The following is a 17669-nucleotide window of genomic DNA, read 5'->3' on the forward strand; positions in this document are numbered from 1 at the left end:
ATGACGAAGCCCCGCGCTTTTACGGCAGCTCTGGCAACAGAAACCAACACGTTTTCACCGATCCGGATTGATATCAACGCATTCAGGGCGTCGCTGCTGGCAAGGCCGGGGGAGCATCCGGAAACTCCGACCCTGTGTTCTGCCGTCGTCACCGTAGGGCGCCGGTTTGCTTGTGAAAACGACTGGGAACTGGTTGAAGGTACCGCGGCGTGGGCAGATCCGGCCGGACTGGTTTCGCGGCAGACCTTTGAGGGCTTGCGTGACGAAATTCTGGATCAGATCGTGGCAGGTGGACCTTTCGACGTTGTCGTCATTGGCCTGCATGGTGCGATGGTGGCTGACGGGTATGATGATCCGGAAGGGGATCTACTGAGCCGAATTCGATCCGTGGTCGGCCCGGATGTCCCTGTTATTGCAACGTTCGACCCGCACAGTCATCTGACTGCAAAGCGTGTTGCCGCGGCTGACGCGCTCATCGCCTTCAAGGAATTTCCCCACATCGATTTCGTCGATCGGGCCGAGGATGCATGGCGTATTGCTGGGCAAGCGGTTGCAGGCGAAGTCAAACCTGTAATGAGCGTTTACGATCCCAAGATGATTGACGTCTTCCCGACAACATCCGAGCCTATGCGCCGGTTTGTCGATGAGATGATCCGCCGGGAGCAGGAAACGCCGGGCCTTTTGTCTCTCTCTGTTATCCATGGCTTCATGGCGGGCGACGTCCCCGAAATGGGGACCAAGTTGCTGGCAGTGACAAATAACGATCCGGCACTTGGGTCCGAAGTTGCCCGTGACCTTGGAGAGGCCCTGTTCAAGCTGCGCGGCAAGGTGCGAAGTGCTGAACTTACTCCGGCCGAAGCCTACGCAAAGGCATTGTCCTGTGAAGGTGGTCCGGTCACGATCGCGGACATGTGGGACAATCCCGGTGGGGGAACGGCCGGGGATGCGACCGTCCTGCTGGCAGAAGCCATTGCCGGCAAGCTCGAGAACATTGCCTTCGGCTCAATCTGGGACCCGGTAGCAGTCCAGCTCTGTCACGCAGCGGGCGAGGGGGCTCGGATGATGCTGCGGTTCGGAGCGAAATCAGCACCGGAAACCGGTAAGCCGATCGACGCCGAAGTTGAAATTCTCCGCAACATCCGGAATGCAGAGCAGTTTTTTGGCCAGAGCATCGTTCCCATCGGTGACGCAAGTCTGATCCGGATTGGCGGAATCGAAGTGATCCTGAATTCGACCCGCGCCCAATGCTTCGACACGAGCCTGTTTTCCAACTTCGGTATCGATCCGTCCAAAAGGAAGATCCTGGTGGTCAAGTCGACGAACCATTTTCATCAATCGTTTGCTCGCATCAGTCCGTTGATCCTCTATTGCGCCGCCGGACGTCCCTATCCCAACGACCCGAGGGTAACCCCCTATAAGAAAGCGCCGAGGGATATCTGGCCGATCAACGAGGCAGTCAACGCGAGTGGGCATGAAACCGATACCAGTGCCGGTACTGCCGGCCGCAAGGGAGGCTAAGCGATGAGTGTCGGGCTGTCAGTGCAGGATCTTCTGACCCCTGTCGCCGTGATCGATGAAACGGTCATGGAGACGAACATCAAGGTTGCACAGGAGTATTTCGACCGTATTGGCCGGAACTTCCGGCCTCATATCAAGACACACAAGATCCCGGCGCTGGCCGCTTTACAGCTGGCCTATGGCGCACGCGGTATCAACTGCCAGAAAATAAGCGAAGCGGAAGTGTTCGCCGACGCAGGCTTCACCGATATCCTGATCACCTTCAATATGCTCGGCAAATCGCGGCTCGACAGGTTGAAGTTGTTGAATACCAAGGTGGATCTGCAGGTTGTTGCCGACAATGAAGTTGTCGTCGACGGTCTGGCGAGTGCGTTTTCCGGGGATCAGCCGCTGAAGGTTCTGGTCGAATGCGATACAGGGGCCGGACGCAACGGCGTGCAAAATACGGATGCTGCGGTCGCGCTGGCCAAGCGCATCGATGCATCGCCCGGGCTGGTATTCCATGGTCTGCTGACCTATCCGAAGGCATCCTCCGAAAAGGCGGTTGAAGCTTATTTTTCTGAAACACTGTCACTTCTGAAACAGGCAGGTCTTGAGTGCCCCGTCGTCTCGCATGGAGGTTCTCCGAGCCTGTTCGACAGTGATCTTGTGCCTAGTGCGACGGAGCACCGGGCCGGAACCTATATCTTCAACGACCGCTCGATGGTGCGCGCCGGTATGTGCGATTTTGACGATTGCGCCATGCATGTGCTGGCCACAGTCGTCTCCCGGCCGACCGAAAACCGGGCGGTTCTGGATGCGGGATCGAAAGCGTTGACGTCCGATTTATTGGGTTTTTCCGACCACGGTCTGTTGATCGACTATCCGGAGGCGTCCATTGCCGCGCTCAGCGAGGAGCATGCCGTCGTCGACCTGACGAAGTCCGGCAAAAAACCGCAGATCGGCGAACGGGTCCGGATCATTCCCAACCATACGTGCGTCGTTTCAAACCTTTTCGACCGCCTGGTGTTTCACAGAGACGGCGTGGTGACCCGCATCGAGACGGTCGCCGCCCGTGGGCAAGTCGTCTAGTCCTCCAGACGGCTTGCCCGCCGTTTCCCGAAATTTCAAACGGCCGCCTTTCGGGGCGGCCGTTCTCATTTGGGGTATCTGATGGCAAGTGTCAGATATGCATGTCCGCAGCATCCAGTTCTTCTAGCGAAAGCTGGCGGTCAAAAGCGTTTCCGTTACCGTCGAACAGGTGGCAATCCACACCCTTCAGTCCCATGGAAACAGGCACACCAACCTTCGCCGGGGCGGATCCGGGCAAGACACTGCAAAAAGTGGACTTGGCACCGGCAACCGTGCTGTAGGTGACGGTGTGAATGCCGAGATGTTCAACGACGGTCGGAACAATCTCTATGGAGGCATCGGCAGCGCCTAGTGTCAGATGTTCCGGGCGAATGCCAAGGGTAAGGCTCTTTCCTGCAACTTCTTCCGCGGCATCTACCTTGACTGTCAGGTCCTTGCCTGATGGCAAGGTGACGACAACGCCTTCAGGACCGGAACTTTTTCCGGACACCTCGATGAAGTTCATTTTGGGGTTGCCGATAAAGCCGGCAACGAAGGTGTTCTGCGGTTTGTGATAAAGCTCCAGCGGTGAACCGACCTGGGAGATGATACCGTGATCCAGCACCACGATCCGGTCCGCCATGGTCATGGCTTCAACCTGGTCGTGGGTGACGTAGATCATGGTCGCGTCAAGTTCCGTGTGCAGCTTGGCAAGTTCAACACGCATTTCCGCTCTTAGTGCCGCATCCAGATTGGACAGGGGTTCGTCGAACAGGAAAACGGAAGGCTCGCGCACGATGGCCCTGCCGATGGCGACGCGCTGGCGTTGCCCGCCGGAGAGCTCGCCCGGTTTGTGCTGCAGTCTTTCCTTCAGTTGAAGAATGCCGGCAGCGGCTTGAACCTTCTCCTCAACCTTGTCCTTGGAAAGGCGTTCGACGCGCAAGGGGAAGGCGATGTTCTCGTAGACAGACATATGCGGATAGAGCGCATACGACTGAAATACCATGGCGATGCCGCGTTTGACCGGCGGCAGATCGTTGACGACCTTGTTCTCGATCGTGATATCGCCGCCCGTGATTTCCTCCAACCCTGCAATCATGCGCAGCAAGGTCGATTTTCCGCATCCGGACGGACCGACAAAAACAATGAATTCGCCATGGTCCACATCAAGATTGACACCCTTGATGACTTCCATATGGCCATAGCTTTTGCGTACGTCGCGCAGCTGCAACTCGCCCATGGTCATTCCTTTTTTGAAGAGGTGACCGGGCCCCCGAAAGTGGGAGAGGGGGCCCGGACAGTGCTCAAGGTGTTACTTGAATTCCTCAAGCTGTTCCGCGGCGATTTCGACGGCTTCAGCCGGATCGACTTCACCAAGGACAACACCCTGAACGGCTTCGTTGATCGAATCCTGAAGGCCGACGTAATCGGTGACGAACGGCTCCGGACCACCGGTCGGGATCGCATCGAGGAAAGCAGACCAGGTCGGGTCCTTCTCAACCAGCGCACGCACTTCCGGCAGATCGCGCAGCGGCGTGAACCCTTCAGCCAATTCGAAGGCCATCTGGTTTTCCGGGTTGGTCAGAAGCTTTGCGAGCGAAAGCGCCTGTTCTTCAACGCCGGACCCCTTGAAAACGGCCAGGGAGTCGGTGATCAGCAAAGTGCCCGGAGTGCCGGACGGACCTACCGGGATCGGTGCGACACCCCAGTTCACGTCGGTCACGCGGGTGCGCTCCCACGGACCGGAGATGAACATGCCGATTTTGCCTTCGGAGAACAGCGGACGCAGCTTCGCGCGGTCATAGGCGATCGGGCCCGGCTGCGAGACTTCGGCCATCTTGCCGTAGAAGGCGAGGGCTTCAACGTTGTTCGGGGAATTGAAGACGATTTCGCCGTCTTCGTTGATGACCTGACCACCGTTCGTATAAACGTAGTTCATGAACTGGTGCATGGTGTTGTCGAAGGATGCGGCCGCGAGGCCGAAACCGTCAGAGTCGGTCTTGTCCTTGATAGCCTTGGCGAAATCGTACATTTCGTCCCAGGTCTTCGGCGGCGTATCCGGATCCAGGCCTGCAGCCTCGTAGAGATCCTTGTTCCAGTAGAGAGCCTTGGTGGAGAAGGCGCGCGGCAGACCCCACTGCTGACCGTTGGCAGTGATCGTTGCCAGGATCGGTGCCGCGTAGGTGGCCTTTTCTTCTTCTGTCATGTTGACCGGAATGATCAGGTCATTGGCCGCGAGCTGCTTCAGCGTGCGCGAGCCCATGTAGGCAACAGCCGGCGGGTTCCCGGCGGACGCGAGCGTCGTGGATTTTTCCTGGCACTGGCCCCAGGGAACGAACTCGAGCTGGACCTTGTAGCCCGGATTTTCGCCTTCCCAACCCTTGATCAACTCATCCTGCAATGGAATTCCGGCGCCGGTGTTGTCGCCGCAGTTGATCATGTGAATGACCTTGTCTTCTGCCTGGGAGGCTCCGACGAGAGAGAGCGCGAAGACCCCTCCCAATAGCACTGATTTAAGTGTCATCTGTTTTCCCTTTTCTGGTTGGTTTCTTCTTTTTGTTATTCTTTGACGGCGCCTGCCGTGAGACCGGCGACGATGAAACGTTGCAGGAACACATAGACGAACAGCACAGGGAGGATGCCCACGAGGCTGGCGGCCATGAGTTCGTTCCAGACCACGGTCTGGCGTCCGAAGAACTGGAACAGCCCCACGGGAAGCGGGTTCAGTTCGTTCACGGAGTTGAAGGTCAGCGCATAGATGAATTGCTGCGCGTAAGCGGTGATGAAAGCGGTGATCGTGACCACCACGATGCCCGGCAACGCCACGGGAATGATCACGCGCCAGAGCGTGTAGATCTTGCCGGCGCCATCCACCCAGGCCGCTTCCTCAAGCTCCTTGGGGATCCGGATCAGATAGGAGCGCAGAAGCCAGATACCGGTCGGAATGACGAAGGCCGTTCCTGGCGCAATCATCGCGAAATAGGTGTTCAGCAGCCCGTATTGCTGCATCAGCTTGAACAGCGGAATGATCAGCACCGCACCGGAGAACATGTTCACCGCTATGAAGATGCCGAGCAGCGAGTTTCGCGCTGGAAACTCGAACCGGGCGAAGGCATAGGCAGCCGGGATGATGCAGAACAGGCCGAGGACCGTCACCACCGTGGCGATGAAGAACGAGTTGAGCATGTAGACCCACAACAGCGGCACGTTCTGCCACATGGTGATGTAGGCATCGAAGCTCATCTTGTCGGTGATGAACTTGTAGGGGATCGAGAACAGGCTGCTGAGCGGCCTCAGCGACACCACGAAGGCTTCGACGAAGGGAGCCAGGACGAAGGTCAGGAACACCGCGAGACCGAGATAGATCAGCACATATTCGTACCAGCGATACTTATGCAGCATTGTGCGGGCTCCTTTTGGCAAGGCGCGACAGCAGCATGAAATAGACCAGCATGAACGAGCCCAGGAACACCACGATCATCACCGTTCTGGCGGCGCCTTCGCCGTATTTGAAGCGGCTGATCGCGGTCTTGTAGGTGTCGATGATCATCGTGGTGGTTGCGCCGCGCGGACCGCCTTCGGTCAGGATCCAGATGATGTCGAAGGAGTTGAAGGTCGCGATGGCCGACAGAAGCGCCATCGTCGCGATCGAGGGAATGATCAGTGGCAAGGTAATGCGGCGGAACCTGTAGAGCCGAGAGGCCCCGTCCACCCAGGCTGCTTCATAAAGGTCCTTCGAAATGGACTGCATGGCGGCCAGCAGATAAAGCGTCACCATTGGAACACCGATCCACACATCCGTCACGATAGTCGACATGAAGGCGGAATTCTTGTAGGCGAGGAATTCGAACGGCCCGCTCAGAATGCCAAGTCGTTGGGCCATTCCGGAAATCATTCCGAACTGACCGTTGTACATCCATCCCCAGATGAAGACGCCAATGGCAATCGGGATCACCCACGGCGGCATGACCAGCACGCGAAACAGGGTGCGACCCGGCACCATCGCGTTGAGAAGCACGGCTCCCAGGGTTCCGATCAGCATTTTCAGCGCTACAGAGAGAGCCATCCAGTAGAAGGTCCGCGCAATCACTTCCGGAAAGCGGCGCGACATGAGCTTCTCGTAGTTTTCCAACCCTACGTATTCGTAGTTCGGGCTCATGCTCGTGTTGGTGAAGGAAAGCCGGAATGTTTCAAAAAGCGGATAGGCGACGATAGCCAGCATGACGAGGGACGCCGGCACCAGAAGCAGATAAGGAAAATAGTCGGTCTTCTTTCGCGAGTGCGCCATGGTGCCCCCTATGCCACGCCGTAGCTGTCGAATTGCTGCCAGGTTTCGGCAAGGTCGATGACGCTGCGCGTCCGGCGCGCTTCGTCCAGCTTGATCGCCGTCAGACCGGCCTCAAGCGCATCCAGAACACTGACCGGCAGATGTCCGCCGTTGCGGAAGTAATGGTCGAGGTCACGCGCCATGGCTTCATCGGCGCCATAGTGGCCGTGCCGGCTGGCATCAACGACCTGCGGCTTGTCGATCAGGCAGGCGGATGTCAGGGCGTCATGCACCCGGTAGTAATTCCGAATGAAGTCTCCTTCCGCCATGCCCTTGGTCCCCATAACGGCAAAGCGCCGGAATTCGTCCGGTACATACATGTTGGTGTGAAAGCAGAGGTTCGCGCCGTCCTCGTATTCGATCAGCGCTGTCTGGTAGTCGATGATGTCGCCATCACTGTCGAAGTCGGCATTGCCGCCACCCCATCGCGGTGTGAATGGATCGACCCTGCCTTCGATTTTCGGTGTCGGAAAGGTATGGTCCTGATCCGGCCGGTTCTCCGGAACAAAGCTCTTCCGTCCGCCGAAGCTGGAAACGAAACGTGGCCGACAACCTGTGACACCCTGGTAGAGATCCAGATCGTGGCAGCACTTTTCCAGCATGAATCCGCCGGAATTCCGGTCATAGCGGCGCCAGTCGCGCATGAAGAAGGACCCGTGGTAGGGACCGATATGCTCGGACGCCTCAATCGAGACCACTTTGCCGATCTGGCCGGACTTGAGGCTTTTCTGAAGTTCGGTGTAGAGCGGCGAATATCGCAGCACCAGTCCGACAAGGACACGTTTCGATCCACCATGTTCCTTCATCAGGGACAGGAGTTCGAAGGTTTCCTCTTCGCTGACGACAACCGGCTTTTCACAGAAGATGTAGCGAACATCAGATTTGAGCGCGGTTCGCAGATGATCGAGGTGCATGAAATTGGGGGACCCGATCATCAGGAGGTCTAGCTTTTCCCTTCGGATCATCCTGTCGAGATCGGTGTAGGCGGTCAGGCTGTGGCCGCAATTGGCCTCGACATGCTTGAGGCCGGCGGGTGTCGGGTCAACGTAAGCGCAGGGATCAAGATCTCCTGAAACCTCCTGCAGGCAGTTGCTGACATTGGCAATTCTCGCGCCCAGTCCGACATAGCCGGTCTTCATGCTGCGGCCTCCGTAAATTGGTCCATGGCACGGCGAAGTGCCTGGACGACGTTTCCATCGGTGTCCTTGATGCCTGCCTCGGAAACGAAGCCGAGGCGCGTTTCCAGGTCCTGCGGCTCCGGCAAGGGCTTCACGGAAGAACAGGACGCATGCAGTTCCTGCACGCCGGATCGTTTGAGAATTTGGGAAGCATTGGCGGCGGTGACACCCGATCCTGCCATAATGGAAATCCGCCCTGCAGCGACATTGACCGCCTGCTGAAGCAGTGAAAGGCCGTGTTCTGCTTTGCTGGCCTGTCCAGAGGTCAGCACGCGTTCGAAACCGAGCGTGATCGCGTCTTCAATCGCTTTTTCGTAGTCGCGTGCGGTGTCGATGGCCCGGTGCAAAGTTGCCGGCAGTCTGGTGCCGTTCAGGGATGCGGCCAGAAAGTCTCGATCGAGATTGTGCTGGCTGTCGACCGCCCCGATCACGATTCCCGCAAGACCTGCTTTTTCAGCCGCGTGGATGTCGCGCAGCATCAAGGCCTTTTCCAGGTCCGAGTACTCAAAATTACCGGATCGGGGGCGGATCATCGCGTAGACGGGAACCGGTAGTCTGGCCGCGGCCACCATGAACCCCTGGGAAGGGGTCAGGCCGCCTTCGGACAGAGCCGCGCATAATTCAATTCGGTCAGCGCCGTTTTCGGCTGCCGTCCAGGCGCCTTCGAGGGTGTCTACACATACCTCGAGGGGGATCCTGGTCACCGGGCCGCCTCCTTGATGAGCGTACGGGCCACGATGCCGGCACCATGCAGGCCGCCATTGGCGGCAAATTCGCCTTTGATGACGAGTGGCTCGCTATAGTCGGCAAGAACAAGGTCACGTGTCTTTCGATCGATCACGTCGAGAAGAACAAGATCGTTCGAAAGGCCACCACTCACCGGTATGACATCCGGACCAAGTGTGTTGACGAAAGCGGAAAGCGCACGCGAAAGCAGAGTGGTGAAGGCGTCGAGCGTTTGTGTGGCTGCTGCATCACCGGCATGCCAGGCGGCAGTAATATCCTTGCTTGCCAGATCCAGCCCATGCAGTGACCGGTGGATCTTCTCCATGCCACGGGCCGAGCAGACCGCGTCGATGCATCCTGTCTGGCCGCAGCCGCAGGGATAGTGCTCAATACCTTTCAACTGGCCGCCAGCTGTCGGGTCCATGATGGGGCCGTGACCCCATTCACCCGCGATGCCGCCATAACCGGTAACAAGCGTGCCATTGACGACAAGCCCGCCACCGACACCAGACCCGAGAATAATACCGAAAACGACCGGCTTGCCCAGTCCGGTGCCATCGACGGCTTCGGCAAGCGCAAAAGCATTGGCGTCATTTGTAATGGCGACAGGACGTTTGAGGGCGGTTTCCAGATCCGATTGCACGGGTCGTTTATGCAGGCAGGGGATGTTGGCCACATCCGCGATGCCGCTGCGGGTATCAAAGGCGCCTGCAAGCGAAATCGAGATAGGAGATCCATCCGGCCTGGAGCAGTCGGCAATCGCGTCTACAAACGCCTGCCAGTCAGATCCGGGTGTCGCTACCCGGCCTTTTTCCGCAACGGTTCCATCCGCTTGGAGCTCTCCATGTCGGATGAAGGAGCCGCCAATATCAAAACAGGTGGTCATCGCCTGTTCAAACGCCTCTGGGTTATATTTGTTAACGTCCAGTTATAATACCAATATGCAACCAATCGCATTGGTAGTAAACCAAAAAAAGAAATTGGCATCATTTTTTCAAGGAATTGGGCGGCTGACACCTGTCAAAAACAACGGCTACATCGCGCAAGCTCAATAGTGCCGTGAGAAGGCCCAGCCTGCTGTTTGCGGACGAGATTATGTTCGAAAATGTGCCAGGTGTCTGTTGGAAGCGCGGGCACGCGTCAAAGGAAAGGACGCAAGTTTCCGCTGTGTTCGTTGAGCGACATTTCGGCGCTTTCAGCGTCGAGGCCTTCTCGAATCATGAGAACCGCAACCTTCACTCTGCCTTGGGCCTGCTGGAGCTTTTCCGCTGCAGTTTCTGCCGTACAGCCCGTCAGATCCTGAAGGATGCGATAAGCGCGCTGGCGCAGTTTTTCATTGTCCGCAACCAGGTTGACCATGTGGCCACGAACTGCGTGTCCAAGCCTCAGTGCCACCAATGTAGAGATCATGTTGAGTGCGGCTTTTTGGGCGCTTGCCGCCCCGAGACGTGTAGAGCCTGCGATGATTTCAGGAGGTGTTTTCAGGAAGATCGGAAAATCCGCCTGACGGAGGAGGGGAGTGTCAGGATTGTTTGCCAATGCAACGGTTTTTGTGCCTGCCGACTGTGCACCTCTGAACGTGCCAAGAGTATAAGGAGTTGATCCACTTGCAGAAACTGCAATCAGGATATCTCCTTCTCCAAGGCCTGATTTTTGAAAGTCAGCGAAGCCGGCTTCCTCGTCGTCCTCATATGTGCCGGCAAGGTGAAGCAGGTTTGCAGCCCCCCCGGCATAGAGCATGCGCATGCGCTCAACGGGAAAGCCGAACGTTCCCGGCAATTCCAGGCAATCCGCCAGGGCTGTCAGTCCGGCACTGCCGGCGCCGGCATAACCGATTTTTCCACCTGAAACAGTGACTGTCTGAAGTGCTTCGGCGGCTTTTGCGATCTCCGGAATGGCCGTTTCGGTGGCATTCAGCGCATCTTTCTGCCGTTGCAGCAGCAGCGACAGGACGTCTTCATCAGACTTTTTGGACAGGCCAATGGAAATCGGATCGCGGTCTTCGGTCGTCGGCAAATTCATGGTTCAGGAACTCGGAGGCACACCAAGTTTCGTATCGCGGAATTAAGTCTCTCAAGGCAATCACGCGCCTGGAACGTTTCCGTTGGGTGCTCCAGCAGTGGTGATGCAGGTTCGGAAATTGTTTTAACACTTGATTTTCGGTTTCGATAGAGTTTAAATTGGTATCTGAAAGGTATTATTTTCATCTCCTAAGGCGCCCCTTTTCATGACTGACTTCATTTCCTTGCTGGAAAATGGTGACTGGTTGGCGAATTCCAGCGGTCCCCGATACCTGCAGCTGCGGCGGCGCATTCAGCAGGCTATTGACGACGGCGTGCTGAAGGAGAATGAGCCGCTTCCGTCGGAACGCGAGATTGCCTCCATTACGGATCTGTCCCGTGTGACGGTGCGCAAGGCAGTTGCCGGTCTTGTTGAGGATCAGGTCGTTGTCCAGAAGCGCGGTAGCGGATCCTTCGTTGCACCAAAGGTGCATAAAGTTGAACAGCGCCTTTCCAGCCTGACGTCCTTTTCCGAGGATATGGCACGCCGTGGTCTTTCCGCCAGCAGCGAGTGGCTGCGCCGCGGACTGTTTCCAGCTTCGCCCGAAGAAATGTTCACGCTCGGTCTCACGTCCGGTCAGCGCGTTGCCCGCGTCGACAGGCTTCGCAAGGCAGACGGCACCCCGATGGCAATCGAGCGTGCCTCTCTTTCCGAGAGCGTCCTGCCTCATCCGGAGCGGGTCACCACGTCTCTTTATGCCATCCTGCGCACGGCCGGCTTGCAGCCTGTTCGCGCTATCCAGCGCATTTCAGCCCGCAATCTTGAGCCTATCGATGCCGACATTCTCGGTGTGCCGGCCGGGTCTGCCGGGCTGAAAATAGAACGCGTGTCCTATCTCGCGTCCGGAAATGTCGTCGAATTCACCCGTTCCGTTTACCGCGGCGATGCATATGACTTCATCGCCGAACTTCAGATTTCGGAAGACTAATCCTGATGATTGAAGCAAGTACCATGGCCACGCCGACGCACATGCGCCGGGAAATCGAAGAAATCCCGGACGCTGCGCGCCGTCTGTTGGCCGATGGACACCCGTTGATCCGCGACATTGCAAAGAGGGCAGGCGCGCCGGTGTTCCTGGCAAGCGTCGCTCGCGGTTCTTCTGACCACGCTGCGACGTTTCTCAAATATGCCTCGGAGATCTACCTTGGTCTTGCCATGGCCTCTCTCGGCCCATCCGTTTCTTCGGTTTACGGTGGCAAGGTCAAGCTGGGTGAGGCTCTTGTGATTGCAATTTCCCAATCCGGCGCCAGCCCGGACAGTCTCTCGGTTGTGGAAAGTGCAACCGCGCAGGGGGCTTTCACGGTAGGGTTTACCAACACGTCGGGAAGTGAACTGGCAAAGCTTTCCAGCGCCGCGATCGATATTTGTGCAGGTCCTGAGCGTAGCGTCGCGGCGACCAAGACCTTCGTCAATTCCGTCTTGGCGGGCCTGCTGCTTTTGGCGGAAATCGGAGCTGACAAGGAACTGCTCGACGCGTTGGCTGCCTTGCCGGAGCACTTTGAAAAAGCAATCGACAAGGACTGGCGCGCGCTTGCCAAGCCGATCGAGCAGCGGGGTTCGCTTTATGTCATTGGACGCGGACCTGGTCTGGCTATCGCAAATGAAGCTGCGCTGAAATTCAAGGAAACCTGCCAGATCCATGCGGAGGCTTATTCGTCCGCCGAGGTAATGCACGGTCCTGTCTCGATCGTCGAAAACGGTTACCCGATCCTGGCACTTGGTGTGCGCGATGCAGCCGAAGAGGGGCTAGCCCAGGCTGCGGATCGCATGGTGGACCAGGGTGGAAGTGTTTTTGCAACGACCGACAAGGTGGAGCGGGCGGAAAAGCTGGCGTTCCAGGCAACCGGGCATCCATTGACCGACGCCTTGGTGCAGATTGTTTCTTTCTACGCCTTCATCGAATGGTTTGCACGGCAACGCGGTTTCAATCCGGACGTTCCCAAGCACCTGAAGAAAGTCACCCAGACCGTATGACCTCCACAACCGCCTATCTCTGCAGCCGGGTTTTCGATGGTGAGAAAATCCATGCGAATGCTGCCCTGCTTGTCGAAAATGGCAAGGTGGCTGGCCTTCTTTCTGCCGATCAGGTTCCAGTTGGCGTAGAGACTGTCGATCTTGGCGACGGCATTCTCGCACCGGGATTGATCGATCTGCAGGTCAATGGCGGCGGTGGCTTGATGCTGGGGGATGCGGAAACAGTCGACGATATCGAACGTATTTGCGCCGCCCATGTCAGCCTCGGTACAACAGCCCTGACACCGACTTTGATCACGGACACGCCCGAGGTGACGCGAAAAGTCGTTGATCTGGGAATTGCCGCCTGGTCGCGGGGTGTGAAGGGGTTTCACGGTCTGCATCTCGAAGGGCCGCATCTGTTCGCGGGGCGCAAGGGGGCGCATGACCCGAATCTGATCCGGCCTTTGAACCGCGAAGATATGGCGCTTTACCAGCGCGCGGCGCGGGAATTGCCAAGCCTCATCATGACTGTTGCACCGGAAACGGTGCCGCCAGAACAGATGCGGGAATTGGCTGACGCGGGAATTCACATCAGTCTTGGCCACAGCGGAGCAACATACCGGCAGTGCAAGACAGCTGCTGAAGCGGGTGCTTCGATGGTCACCCATCTTTTTAACGCCATGAGCCCGTTGCAACACCGCGAACCCGGCCTTGTGGGCGCCGCGCTCGATCTGGGCGCGCTCAACGTGGGCATCATTGCTGATGGTGTCCATGTCGACCCGGTCGCGATGCGGGTTGCGCTCAAGTCAAAGACTGGCCCGGGCAGGATCTTTATCGTTACCGACGCCATGTCCCAGACCGGCACCGATGTTACGTCCTTCTTTCTCGGAGGTCGGGAAATCTTTCGCCGCGATGGCACATTGACCCTCGAAGACGGCACGCTTGCCGGCGCCGATATAGATTTGCCGGCGTCCTTGAAGTTTCTCACCGGTACACTCGAGCTTCCGGTCGAAGCTGCTCTTGCAATGGCGACCAGTGATCCTGCGGACGTTCTCGGGCGCCCGCTCGGTCGTTTCGAAGAAGGCTATCCGGCTGACTTCGTACAGCTTGGCAATTCCTATGAGGTCGAGGGCGTATGGATTGCGGGAGAGCAATTCTCGAATACGTAGCCCGGCATATATGCTGGTGGTCTACATACCGCACCAAACTTGAGGGATTGGCAGCGCGTTCGCCGGTTAGGTCTTGTCGACCTTTTTCAGCGTTGAGCGAACGTTTGGAAGTGTCAGCAGTGTATTCGGTATTTGCAGCAATTCCTTGAAGAAGCGGCTGACCAACGCTCCGCGGCTTGGCTTGTAGGGCGATGAAATGAACGATTTCAGACCCCAGCCAATACCGCCAACATTTGGAAGGGCGCGGATAGCGGTTTCGTAACAGCGCCGAACCAGCGCTGAATCACTGTTCTTGAATGAATGCAGCAGGCCGCACCGCTCCATGTCACGCTTGAATTCCTTCGAGATGACCGAGGTTTCGCGTTTCGTGAAAGTCCAATTGATGTTGATGTTCTCGTCTTCCTTGGCAACCACCCGGTGGTACCAATGGGGAGGCAGATAGAGAAGATCACCTTCCTCCAGATCGAATTTGTAGAATCGCTTGTTCCGAAGCAATCGCTCTTCGTCTTTCAGTAAAGAGAAGTTGGTGAACGGGTAGCACGGTAACGGTGTTTCGGGCGAAACCAGTACCCATTCCTTACGGCCCTTCACCTGTACGGTGATGACATTCTCGGCGTTGGTATCGTAGTGGAACTCTGTCCGGTTGTTCCTGCTGTTGATCCAGAATCTCCAGGCAACGGAATCTTGCATTATCCGATCGGACGCGAGGATCTCCTTCAGGAAATCCGGCATCTCGATATCTTGTTCGAGTACGGGGGAGCGGCTGACGAAAAAGACACCTCTGTCGCGGACCTTTGGCAGCGTATGGAGTTCTGCTCGTAATCGGCCGGATTGCCACCTTTCCCGCGCAGGCCAGTTTTTCGCTAGACCTTTTATCAGCAGGGGCTGTTCCTTGTCGCAGTAGGCTTCAAGAAATTCGGCATAACCTGGTGCTGCGGTTACGGTGGCAATGGTGTGTGTGTTGTCGCCGCTCATAAAAGGTACCACGCATTTGAAGATTTGCGGGTTCAGGGGTGCTGGATTTTGCTGCGATTTTCCATGATGCTCCCTTTGGAAAAATCACGATAGGAGCAACCTGAAGCTTTATCAAGAAGCGCTACTCAACAACACAGAGCCACTGGAGGCGCAATCTTCGCTATAAACGTACCCAGGAAATGTTGTTTAGGAAGATGGTGCGGAACGTTACTGCTGCGAAAGACGCGCTCGCATCAAATGGCTGTCGATTTTTGAGGCGGTGCAGATTGCTGCAAGATCAAACGTGAATAAGATCAACCCGGACACTGAACGGTGTCCCAGCCTTCAGAAATACAGCATTCGGGAGGATTAAGAAGAGGTGGTGATGGCTCCCCAGGCCGGACTCGAACCAGCGACCCAGCGATTAACAGTCGCTTGCTCTACCAACTGAGCTACTGGGGATCACCACGCTCGGGGCCAGCGCGTTGCCGCCCCGTCGATGGAGATGCGTATATCAAAGGCTTGATCCGTTTGCCAAGCCCCCGAGGGCGTTTTTTTCATCAAGCCGTCATTTTTTTGATCTCGGTGTGGAAAACTCGATATATTTCAGATGGCTAGGTGTTCTGTCGAGCTTGGAAAACCCTACGTTTCGCGACGATTGGAACACCCCGGGCAGACTAAATCGGCTGTGCCTTTTTCTGACTTTGGCGCAAGAAGGCGTCCGTCTTGATTGCCTGGCCGATTTTCAAGGTTAGCCGTCAGCGACTTTCTGCTGCTTGTGTCGGCCTCAAGATACGTTTAGGAAGAAACCGACGGTTCCGGAAAAGGCCTTGCCTGATCCGGATGAAACGGGAATCCGGTGCGGTCTTTTTCAAGTCCAGATCCGGAGCTGCCCCCGCAACTGTGAGCGGTGAGTGGCTGTACGAAAACCACTGGCGTCCTGATGGGGCCGGGAAGGGGTACAGACCGCGCTGAGCCGCAAGCCAGGAGACCGGCCGTCACATTGTCAACCCTATGGCGCTGTCGGGCGGACGGCTGGGAGAAGGAATGACGCATTCAAACGGCGAGAGGACGACGCTGGTCCTCGGCGGTGCCCGCTCCGGAAAAAGCCGGTTCGCGGAAAAGCTTGTCCATGAAACCGGTCTGCAAAAAATTTATATCGCGACTGGTGCTGCCCACGACGATGAAATGGCCAGCCGGATCGCCGCTCATAAAGATCAACGCGGCCCGTCTTGGCTCACCGTGGAAGAACAGCTCGAACTTGCGGCCGTGCTTGAAAACGAATGCAGGCAAGACCGGGTGGTTCTTGTTGACTGCCTGACCCTGTGGCTGTCGAACCTGCTGTTTGCAGACAAGGACATTCCCGCCGAAACGGCGCGGCTTTGCGCGGTTCTGAAGGGTCTTCAGGGGCCGTGCGTTTTCGTTTCCAACGAAGTTGGTATGGGGATCGTGCCGGAGAACCGTCTGTCGAGGTCGTTCCGCGATGTGCAGGGACGACTGAACCAGGATATGGCGCATAGGTGCCAACAGGTCGTCTTCGTTGCTGCGGGCCTGCCGATACTTTTGAAACCCACATCACAACCGGATATCAAATTATGACCACTTCATCCCTGCAGCCGGGCGCAAAAATTCCGGCAACGATCGTCACTGGGTTTCTCGGAGCAGGCAAGACCACGCTGATCCGCAATTTGCTTACCAATGCCAATGGCAAACGCATTGCCCTTATTGTCAATGAGTTTGGGGACATGGGCTTCGACGGTTCCCTGGTGAATGGATGCGCTGATCCCGATTGCGCCGCGGAAGAGGTGGTTGAGCTTACCAATGGCTGCATATGTTGCACCGTTGCCGACGATTTCCTGCCAACCATGGAAATGCTGCTCGCGCGGGACAATCCGCCGGAGCATATTGTTATCGAAACCTCTGGCCTGGCTCTGCCGCAGCCGCTCGTTCGCGCTTTCTCCTGGCCGAGCGTCAAGCCGAAGGTAACGGTAGATGGTGTTGTCACGGTGCTGGATGCTGCAGCACTCGCCGAAGGCCGGATCGCACTTGATGAAGATGCACTTGCCGCGCAGCGTGCCGCCGACGAGGCTCTTGATCATGACAGTCCTGTTGAAGAACTCTTTCACGACCAATTGCGTTGCGCAGACCTCGTCGTTCTGAACAAGGCTGATCTCGTCTCCGAAGACGCTTTGAAACAGGTGCATGAGAAGATCGCCGCCGATGTTCGTCCGGCGGTTCACGTGGTGACATCCGAAAAAGGCACGCTTCCGATTGAAGTTCTGCTCGGCAGGGGCTCTGCTGCCGAGGACGATATGGCAGATCGGCACGAGCATCATCACCATCATGATGATCACGACCACGACCATGACCACGATGATGATCATGATCATCACCATGACGACCATCATCACGATCATCACCATCACGATGATTTTGAAAGTCACGTGCTGGCTGTCTCATCTTTCGCCAGCCTGAAAGATGCAGAGGCAAAGGTTCTGGAAGCCATGGCGCAAAAAGGCGTCCTGCGCATCAAGGGGGCTGTAAAAATCGAGGGCAAGGCAGCACCTGCAATGGTTCAAGCTGTCGGACCGCGTGTCGAAACCTGGTTCGCCGCCGGCGCTGAGAGCAGCGGCAGACTGGTCGTGATCGGTTTGAAGGGCCTCGACCTGACTGCGGTTCGTGGCCTGCTGGGTGAATTGACGGCTGCTGCCTGACACGCTGGATAGAAGC

At 57.0% G+C, this 17669-nt stretch carries 16 protein-coding genes, 1 tRNA gene and 1 riboswitch; of the genes, 7 read left to right on the plus strand and 10 right to left on the minus strand.

Going from position 1 to position 17669, the window contains the following annotated elements; all coding sequences use genetic code 11:
• Together ACVDG9_RS11585 and ACVDG9_RS11590 are read left to right on the plus strand one after the other, a co-directional pair.
• Complete coding sequence (locus ACVDG9_RS11585) at positions 1-1518, plus strand: M81 family metallopeptidase (protein ID WP_447238020.1); 1518 nt, start codon at positions 1-3, stop codon at positions 1516-1518.
• Between the two features lie 3 nt (positions 1519-1521).
• Positions 1522-2589 (plus strand): D-TA family PLP-dependent enzyme, encoded by a 1068-nt coding sequence (locus ACVDG9_RS11590; RefSeq protein ID WP_447238021.1) that lies wholly within the window; start codon positions 1522-1524, stop codon positions 2587-2589.
• A gap of 91 nt (positions 2590-2680) precedes the next feature.
• Here the strand turns inward: ACVDG9_RS11590 and ACVDG9_RS11595 are convergent, their stop codons facing one another.
• The 8 genes from ACVDG9_RS11595 to ACVDG9_RS11630 form a co-directional block, all read right to left on the minus strand.
• Complete coding sequence (locus tag ACVDG9_RS11595; protein ID WP_152510887.1) at positions 2681-3808, minus strand: ABC transporter ATP-binding protein; 1128 nt, start codon at positions 3806-3808, stop codon at positions 2681-2683.
• Between the two features lie 72 nt (positions 3809-3880).
• Positions 3881-5092, minus strand: coding sequence for an ABC transporter substrate-binding protein (locus ACVDG9_RS11600; RefSeq protein ID WP_031268566.1), 1212 nt, complete (start codon positions 5090-5092; stop codon positions 3881-3883).
• A gap of 35 nt (positions 5093-5127) precedes the next feature.
• Positions 5128-5970 (minus strand): carbohydrate ABC transporter permease, encoded by an 843-nt coding sequence (locus ACVDG9_RS11605; protein WP_022998786.1) that lies wholly within the window; start codon positions 5968-5970, stop codon positions 5128-5130.
• Complete coding sequence (locus ACVDG9_RS11610) at positions 5960-6856, minus strand: carbohydrate ABC transporter permease (protein WP_022998785.1); 897 nt, start codon at positions 6854-6856, stop codon at positions 5960-5962. The genes ACVDG9_RS11605 and ACVDG9_RS11610 overlap by 11 nt, the downstream gene beginning before the upstream one ends.
• An 8-nt stretch (positions 6857-6864) precedes the next feature.
• Complete coding sequence (locus ACVDG9_RS11615) at positions 6865-8034, minus strand: Gfo/Idh/MocA family protein (protein ID WP_447238022.1); 1170 nt, start codon at positions 8032-8034, stop codon at positions 6865-6867.
• Positions 8031-8777 (minus strand): copper homeostasis protein CutC, encoded by a 747-nt coding sequence (locus ACVDG9_RS11620; protein WP_447238023.1) that lies wholly within the window; start codon positions 8775-8777, stop codon positions 8031-8033. Before ACVDG9_RS11620 ends, ACVDG9_RS11615 begins: the two co-directional genes overlap by 4 nt.
• Positions 8774-9685, minus strand: a complete 912-nt coding sequence (locus tag ACVDG9_RS11625) for an ROK family protein (RefSeq protein ID WP_447238024.1) — start codon at positions 9683-9685, stop codon at positions 8774-8776. The genes ACVDG9_RS11620 and ACVDG9_RS11625 overlap by 4 nt, the downstream gene beginning before the upstream one ends.
• Positions 9686-9939: 254 nt before the next feature.
• A complete protein-coding gene (locus tag ACVDG9_RS11630) occupies positions 9940-10821 on the minus strand; it encodes an N-acetylmuramic acid 6-phosphate etherase (protein WP_168686899.1) in 882 nt (293 codons plus the stop codon).
• Positions 10822-11026: 205 nt separating this feature from the next.
• Here ACVDG9_RS11630 and ACVDG9_RS11635 point away from each other — a divergent pair, with 205 nt between their 5' ends.
• The 3 genes from ACVDG9_RS11635 to nagA are packed head-to-tail and all read left to right on the plus strand — an operon-like array spanning position 11027 to position 13985.
• Positions 11027-11788 carry a GntR family transcriptional regulator gene (locus ACVDG9_RS11635; protein WP_022998780.1) on the plus strand — a complete coding sequence of 254 codons (762 nt, stop codon included), beginning with the start codon at positions 11027-11029 and terminating at the stop codon, positions 11786-11788.
• A gap of 5 nt (positions 11789-11793) precedes the next feature.
• Positions 11794-12834, plus strand: coding sequence for an SIS domain-containing protein (locus ACVDG9_RS11640; protein WP_447238025.1), 1041 nt, complete (start codon positions 11794-11796; stop codon positions 12832-12834).
• A complete protein-coding gene (gene nagA / locus ACVDG9_RS11645; RefSeq protein ID WP_447238026.1) occupies positions 12831-13985 on the plus strand; it encodes an N-acetylglucosamine-6-phosphate deacetylase in 1155 nt (384 codons plus the stop codon). Before ACVDG9_RS11640 ends, nagA begins: the two co-directional genes overlap by 4 nt.
• A gap of 66 nt (positions 13986-14051) precedes the next feature.
• On the opposite strand, the gene ACVDG9_RS11650 is transcribed toward nagA, so the two are convergent.
• Both ACVDG9_RS11650 and ACVDG9_RS11655 read right to left on the minus strand, forming a co-directional pair.
• A complete protein-coding gene (locus ACVDG9_RS11650) occupies positions 14052-14960 on the minus strand; it encodes a cupin-like domain-containing protein (RefSeq protein WP_447238027.1) in 909 nt (302 codons plus the stop codon).
• 365 nt (positions 14961-15325) lie between these two features.
• Positions 15326-15401 (minus strand) — tRNA-Asn (locus tag ACVDG9_RS11655).
• A 334-nt stretch (positions 15402-15735) separates the two neighbouring features.
• Positions 15736-15953: riboswitch (cobalamin riboswitch) on the plus strand.
• A gap of 33 nt (positions 15954-15986) precedes the next feature.
• Here ACVDG9_RS11655 and cobU point away from each other — a divergent pair.
• The gene (gene cobU, locus ACVDG9_RS11660; RefSeq protein WP_447238303.1) at positions 15987-16538 is read left to right on the plus strand and encodes a bifunctional adenosylcobinamide kinase/adenosylcobinamide-phosphate guanylyltransferase; all 552 of its coding nucleotides are present in this window, start codon (positions 15987-15989) and stop codon (positions 16536-16538) included.
• Complete coding sequence (gene cobW, locus ACVDG9_RS11665; protein ID WP_031268560.1) at positions 16535-17653, plus strand: cobalamin biosynthesis protein CobW; 1119 nt, start codon at positions 16535-16537, stop codon at positions 17651-17653. The genes cobU and cobW overlap by 4 nt, the downstream gene beginning before the upstream one ends.
• The last annotated feature ends 16 nt before the right edge of the window (positions 17654-17669 follow it).

The organism is Roseibium sp. RP-7 (assembly GCF_053005225.1).

Bases quoted from the DNA above. Each gene is read 5' to 3' on its own strand.
- ACVDG9_RS11585 (WP_447238020.1), top strand. From the start codon at position 1: ATGACGAAGCCCCGCGCTTTTACGGCAGCTCTGGCAACAGAAACCAAC.
- ACVDG9_RS11590 (WP_447238021.1), top strand. From the start codon at position 1,522: ATGAGTGTCGGGCTGTCAGTGCAGGATCTTCTGACCCCTGTCGCCGTG.
- ACVDG9_RS11595 (WP_152510887.1), bottom strand. From the start codon at position 3,808: ATGGGCGAGTTGCAGCTGCGCGACGTACGCAAAAGCTATGGCCATATG.
- ACVDG9_RS11600 (WP_031268566.1), bottom strand. From the start codon at position 5,092: ATGACACTTAAATCAGTGCTATTGGGAGGGGTCTTCGCGCTCTCTCTC.
- ACVDG9_RS11605 (WP_022998786.1), bottom strand. From the start codon at position 5,970: ATGCTGCATAAGTATCGCTGGTACGAATATGTGCTGATCTATCTCGGT.
- ACVDG9_RS11610 (WP_022998785.1), bottom strand. From the start codon at position 6,856: ATGGCGCACTCGCGAAAGAAGACCGACTATTTTCCTTATCTGCTTCTG.
- ACVDG9_RS11615 (WP_447238022.1), bottom strand. From the start codon at position 8,034: ATGAAGACCGGCTATGTCGGACTGGGCGCGAGAATTGCCAATGTCAGC.
- ACVDG9_RS11625 (WP_447238024.1), bottom strand. From the start codon at position 9,685: ATGACCACCTGTTTTGATATTGGCGGCTCCTTCATCCGACATGGAGAG.
- ACVDG9_RS11630 (WP_168686899.1), bottom strand. From the start codon at position 10,821: ATGAATTTGCCGACGACCGAAGACCGCGATCCGATTTCCATTGGCCTG.
- ACVDG9_RS11635 (WP_022998780.1), top strand. From the start codon at position 11,027: ATGACTGACTTCATTTCCTTGCTGGAAAATGGTGACTGGTTGGCGAAT.
- ACVDG9_RS11640 (WP_447238025.1), top strand. From the start codon at position 11,794: ATGATTGAAGCAAGTACCATGGCCACGCCGACGCACATGCGCCGGGAA.
- nagA (WP_447238026.1), top strand. From the start codon at position 12,831: ATGACCTCCACAACCGCCTATCTCTGCAGCCGGGTTTTCGATGGTGAG.
- ACVDG9_RS11650 (WP_447238027.1), bottom strand. From the start codon at position 14,960: ATGAGCGGCGACAACACACACACCATTGCCACCGTAACCGCAGCACCA.
- cobU (WP_447238303.1), top strand. From the start codon at position 15,987: ATGACGCATTCAAACGGCGAGAGGACGACGCTGGTCCTCGGCGGTGCC.
- cobW (WP_031268560.1), top strand. From the start codon at position 16,535: ATGACCACTTCATCCCTGCAGCCGGGCGCAAAAATTCCGGCAACGATC.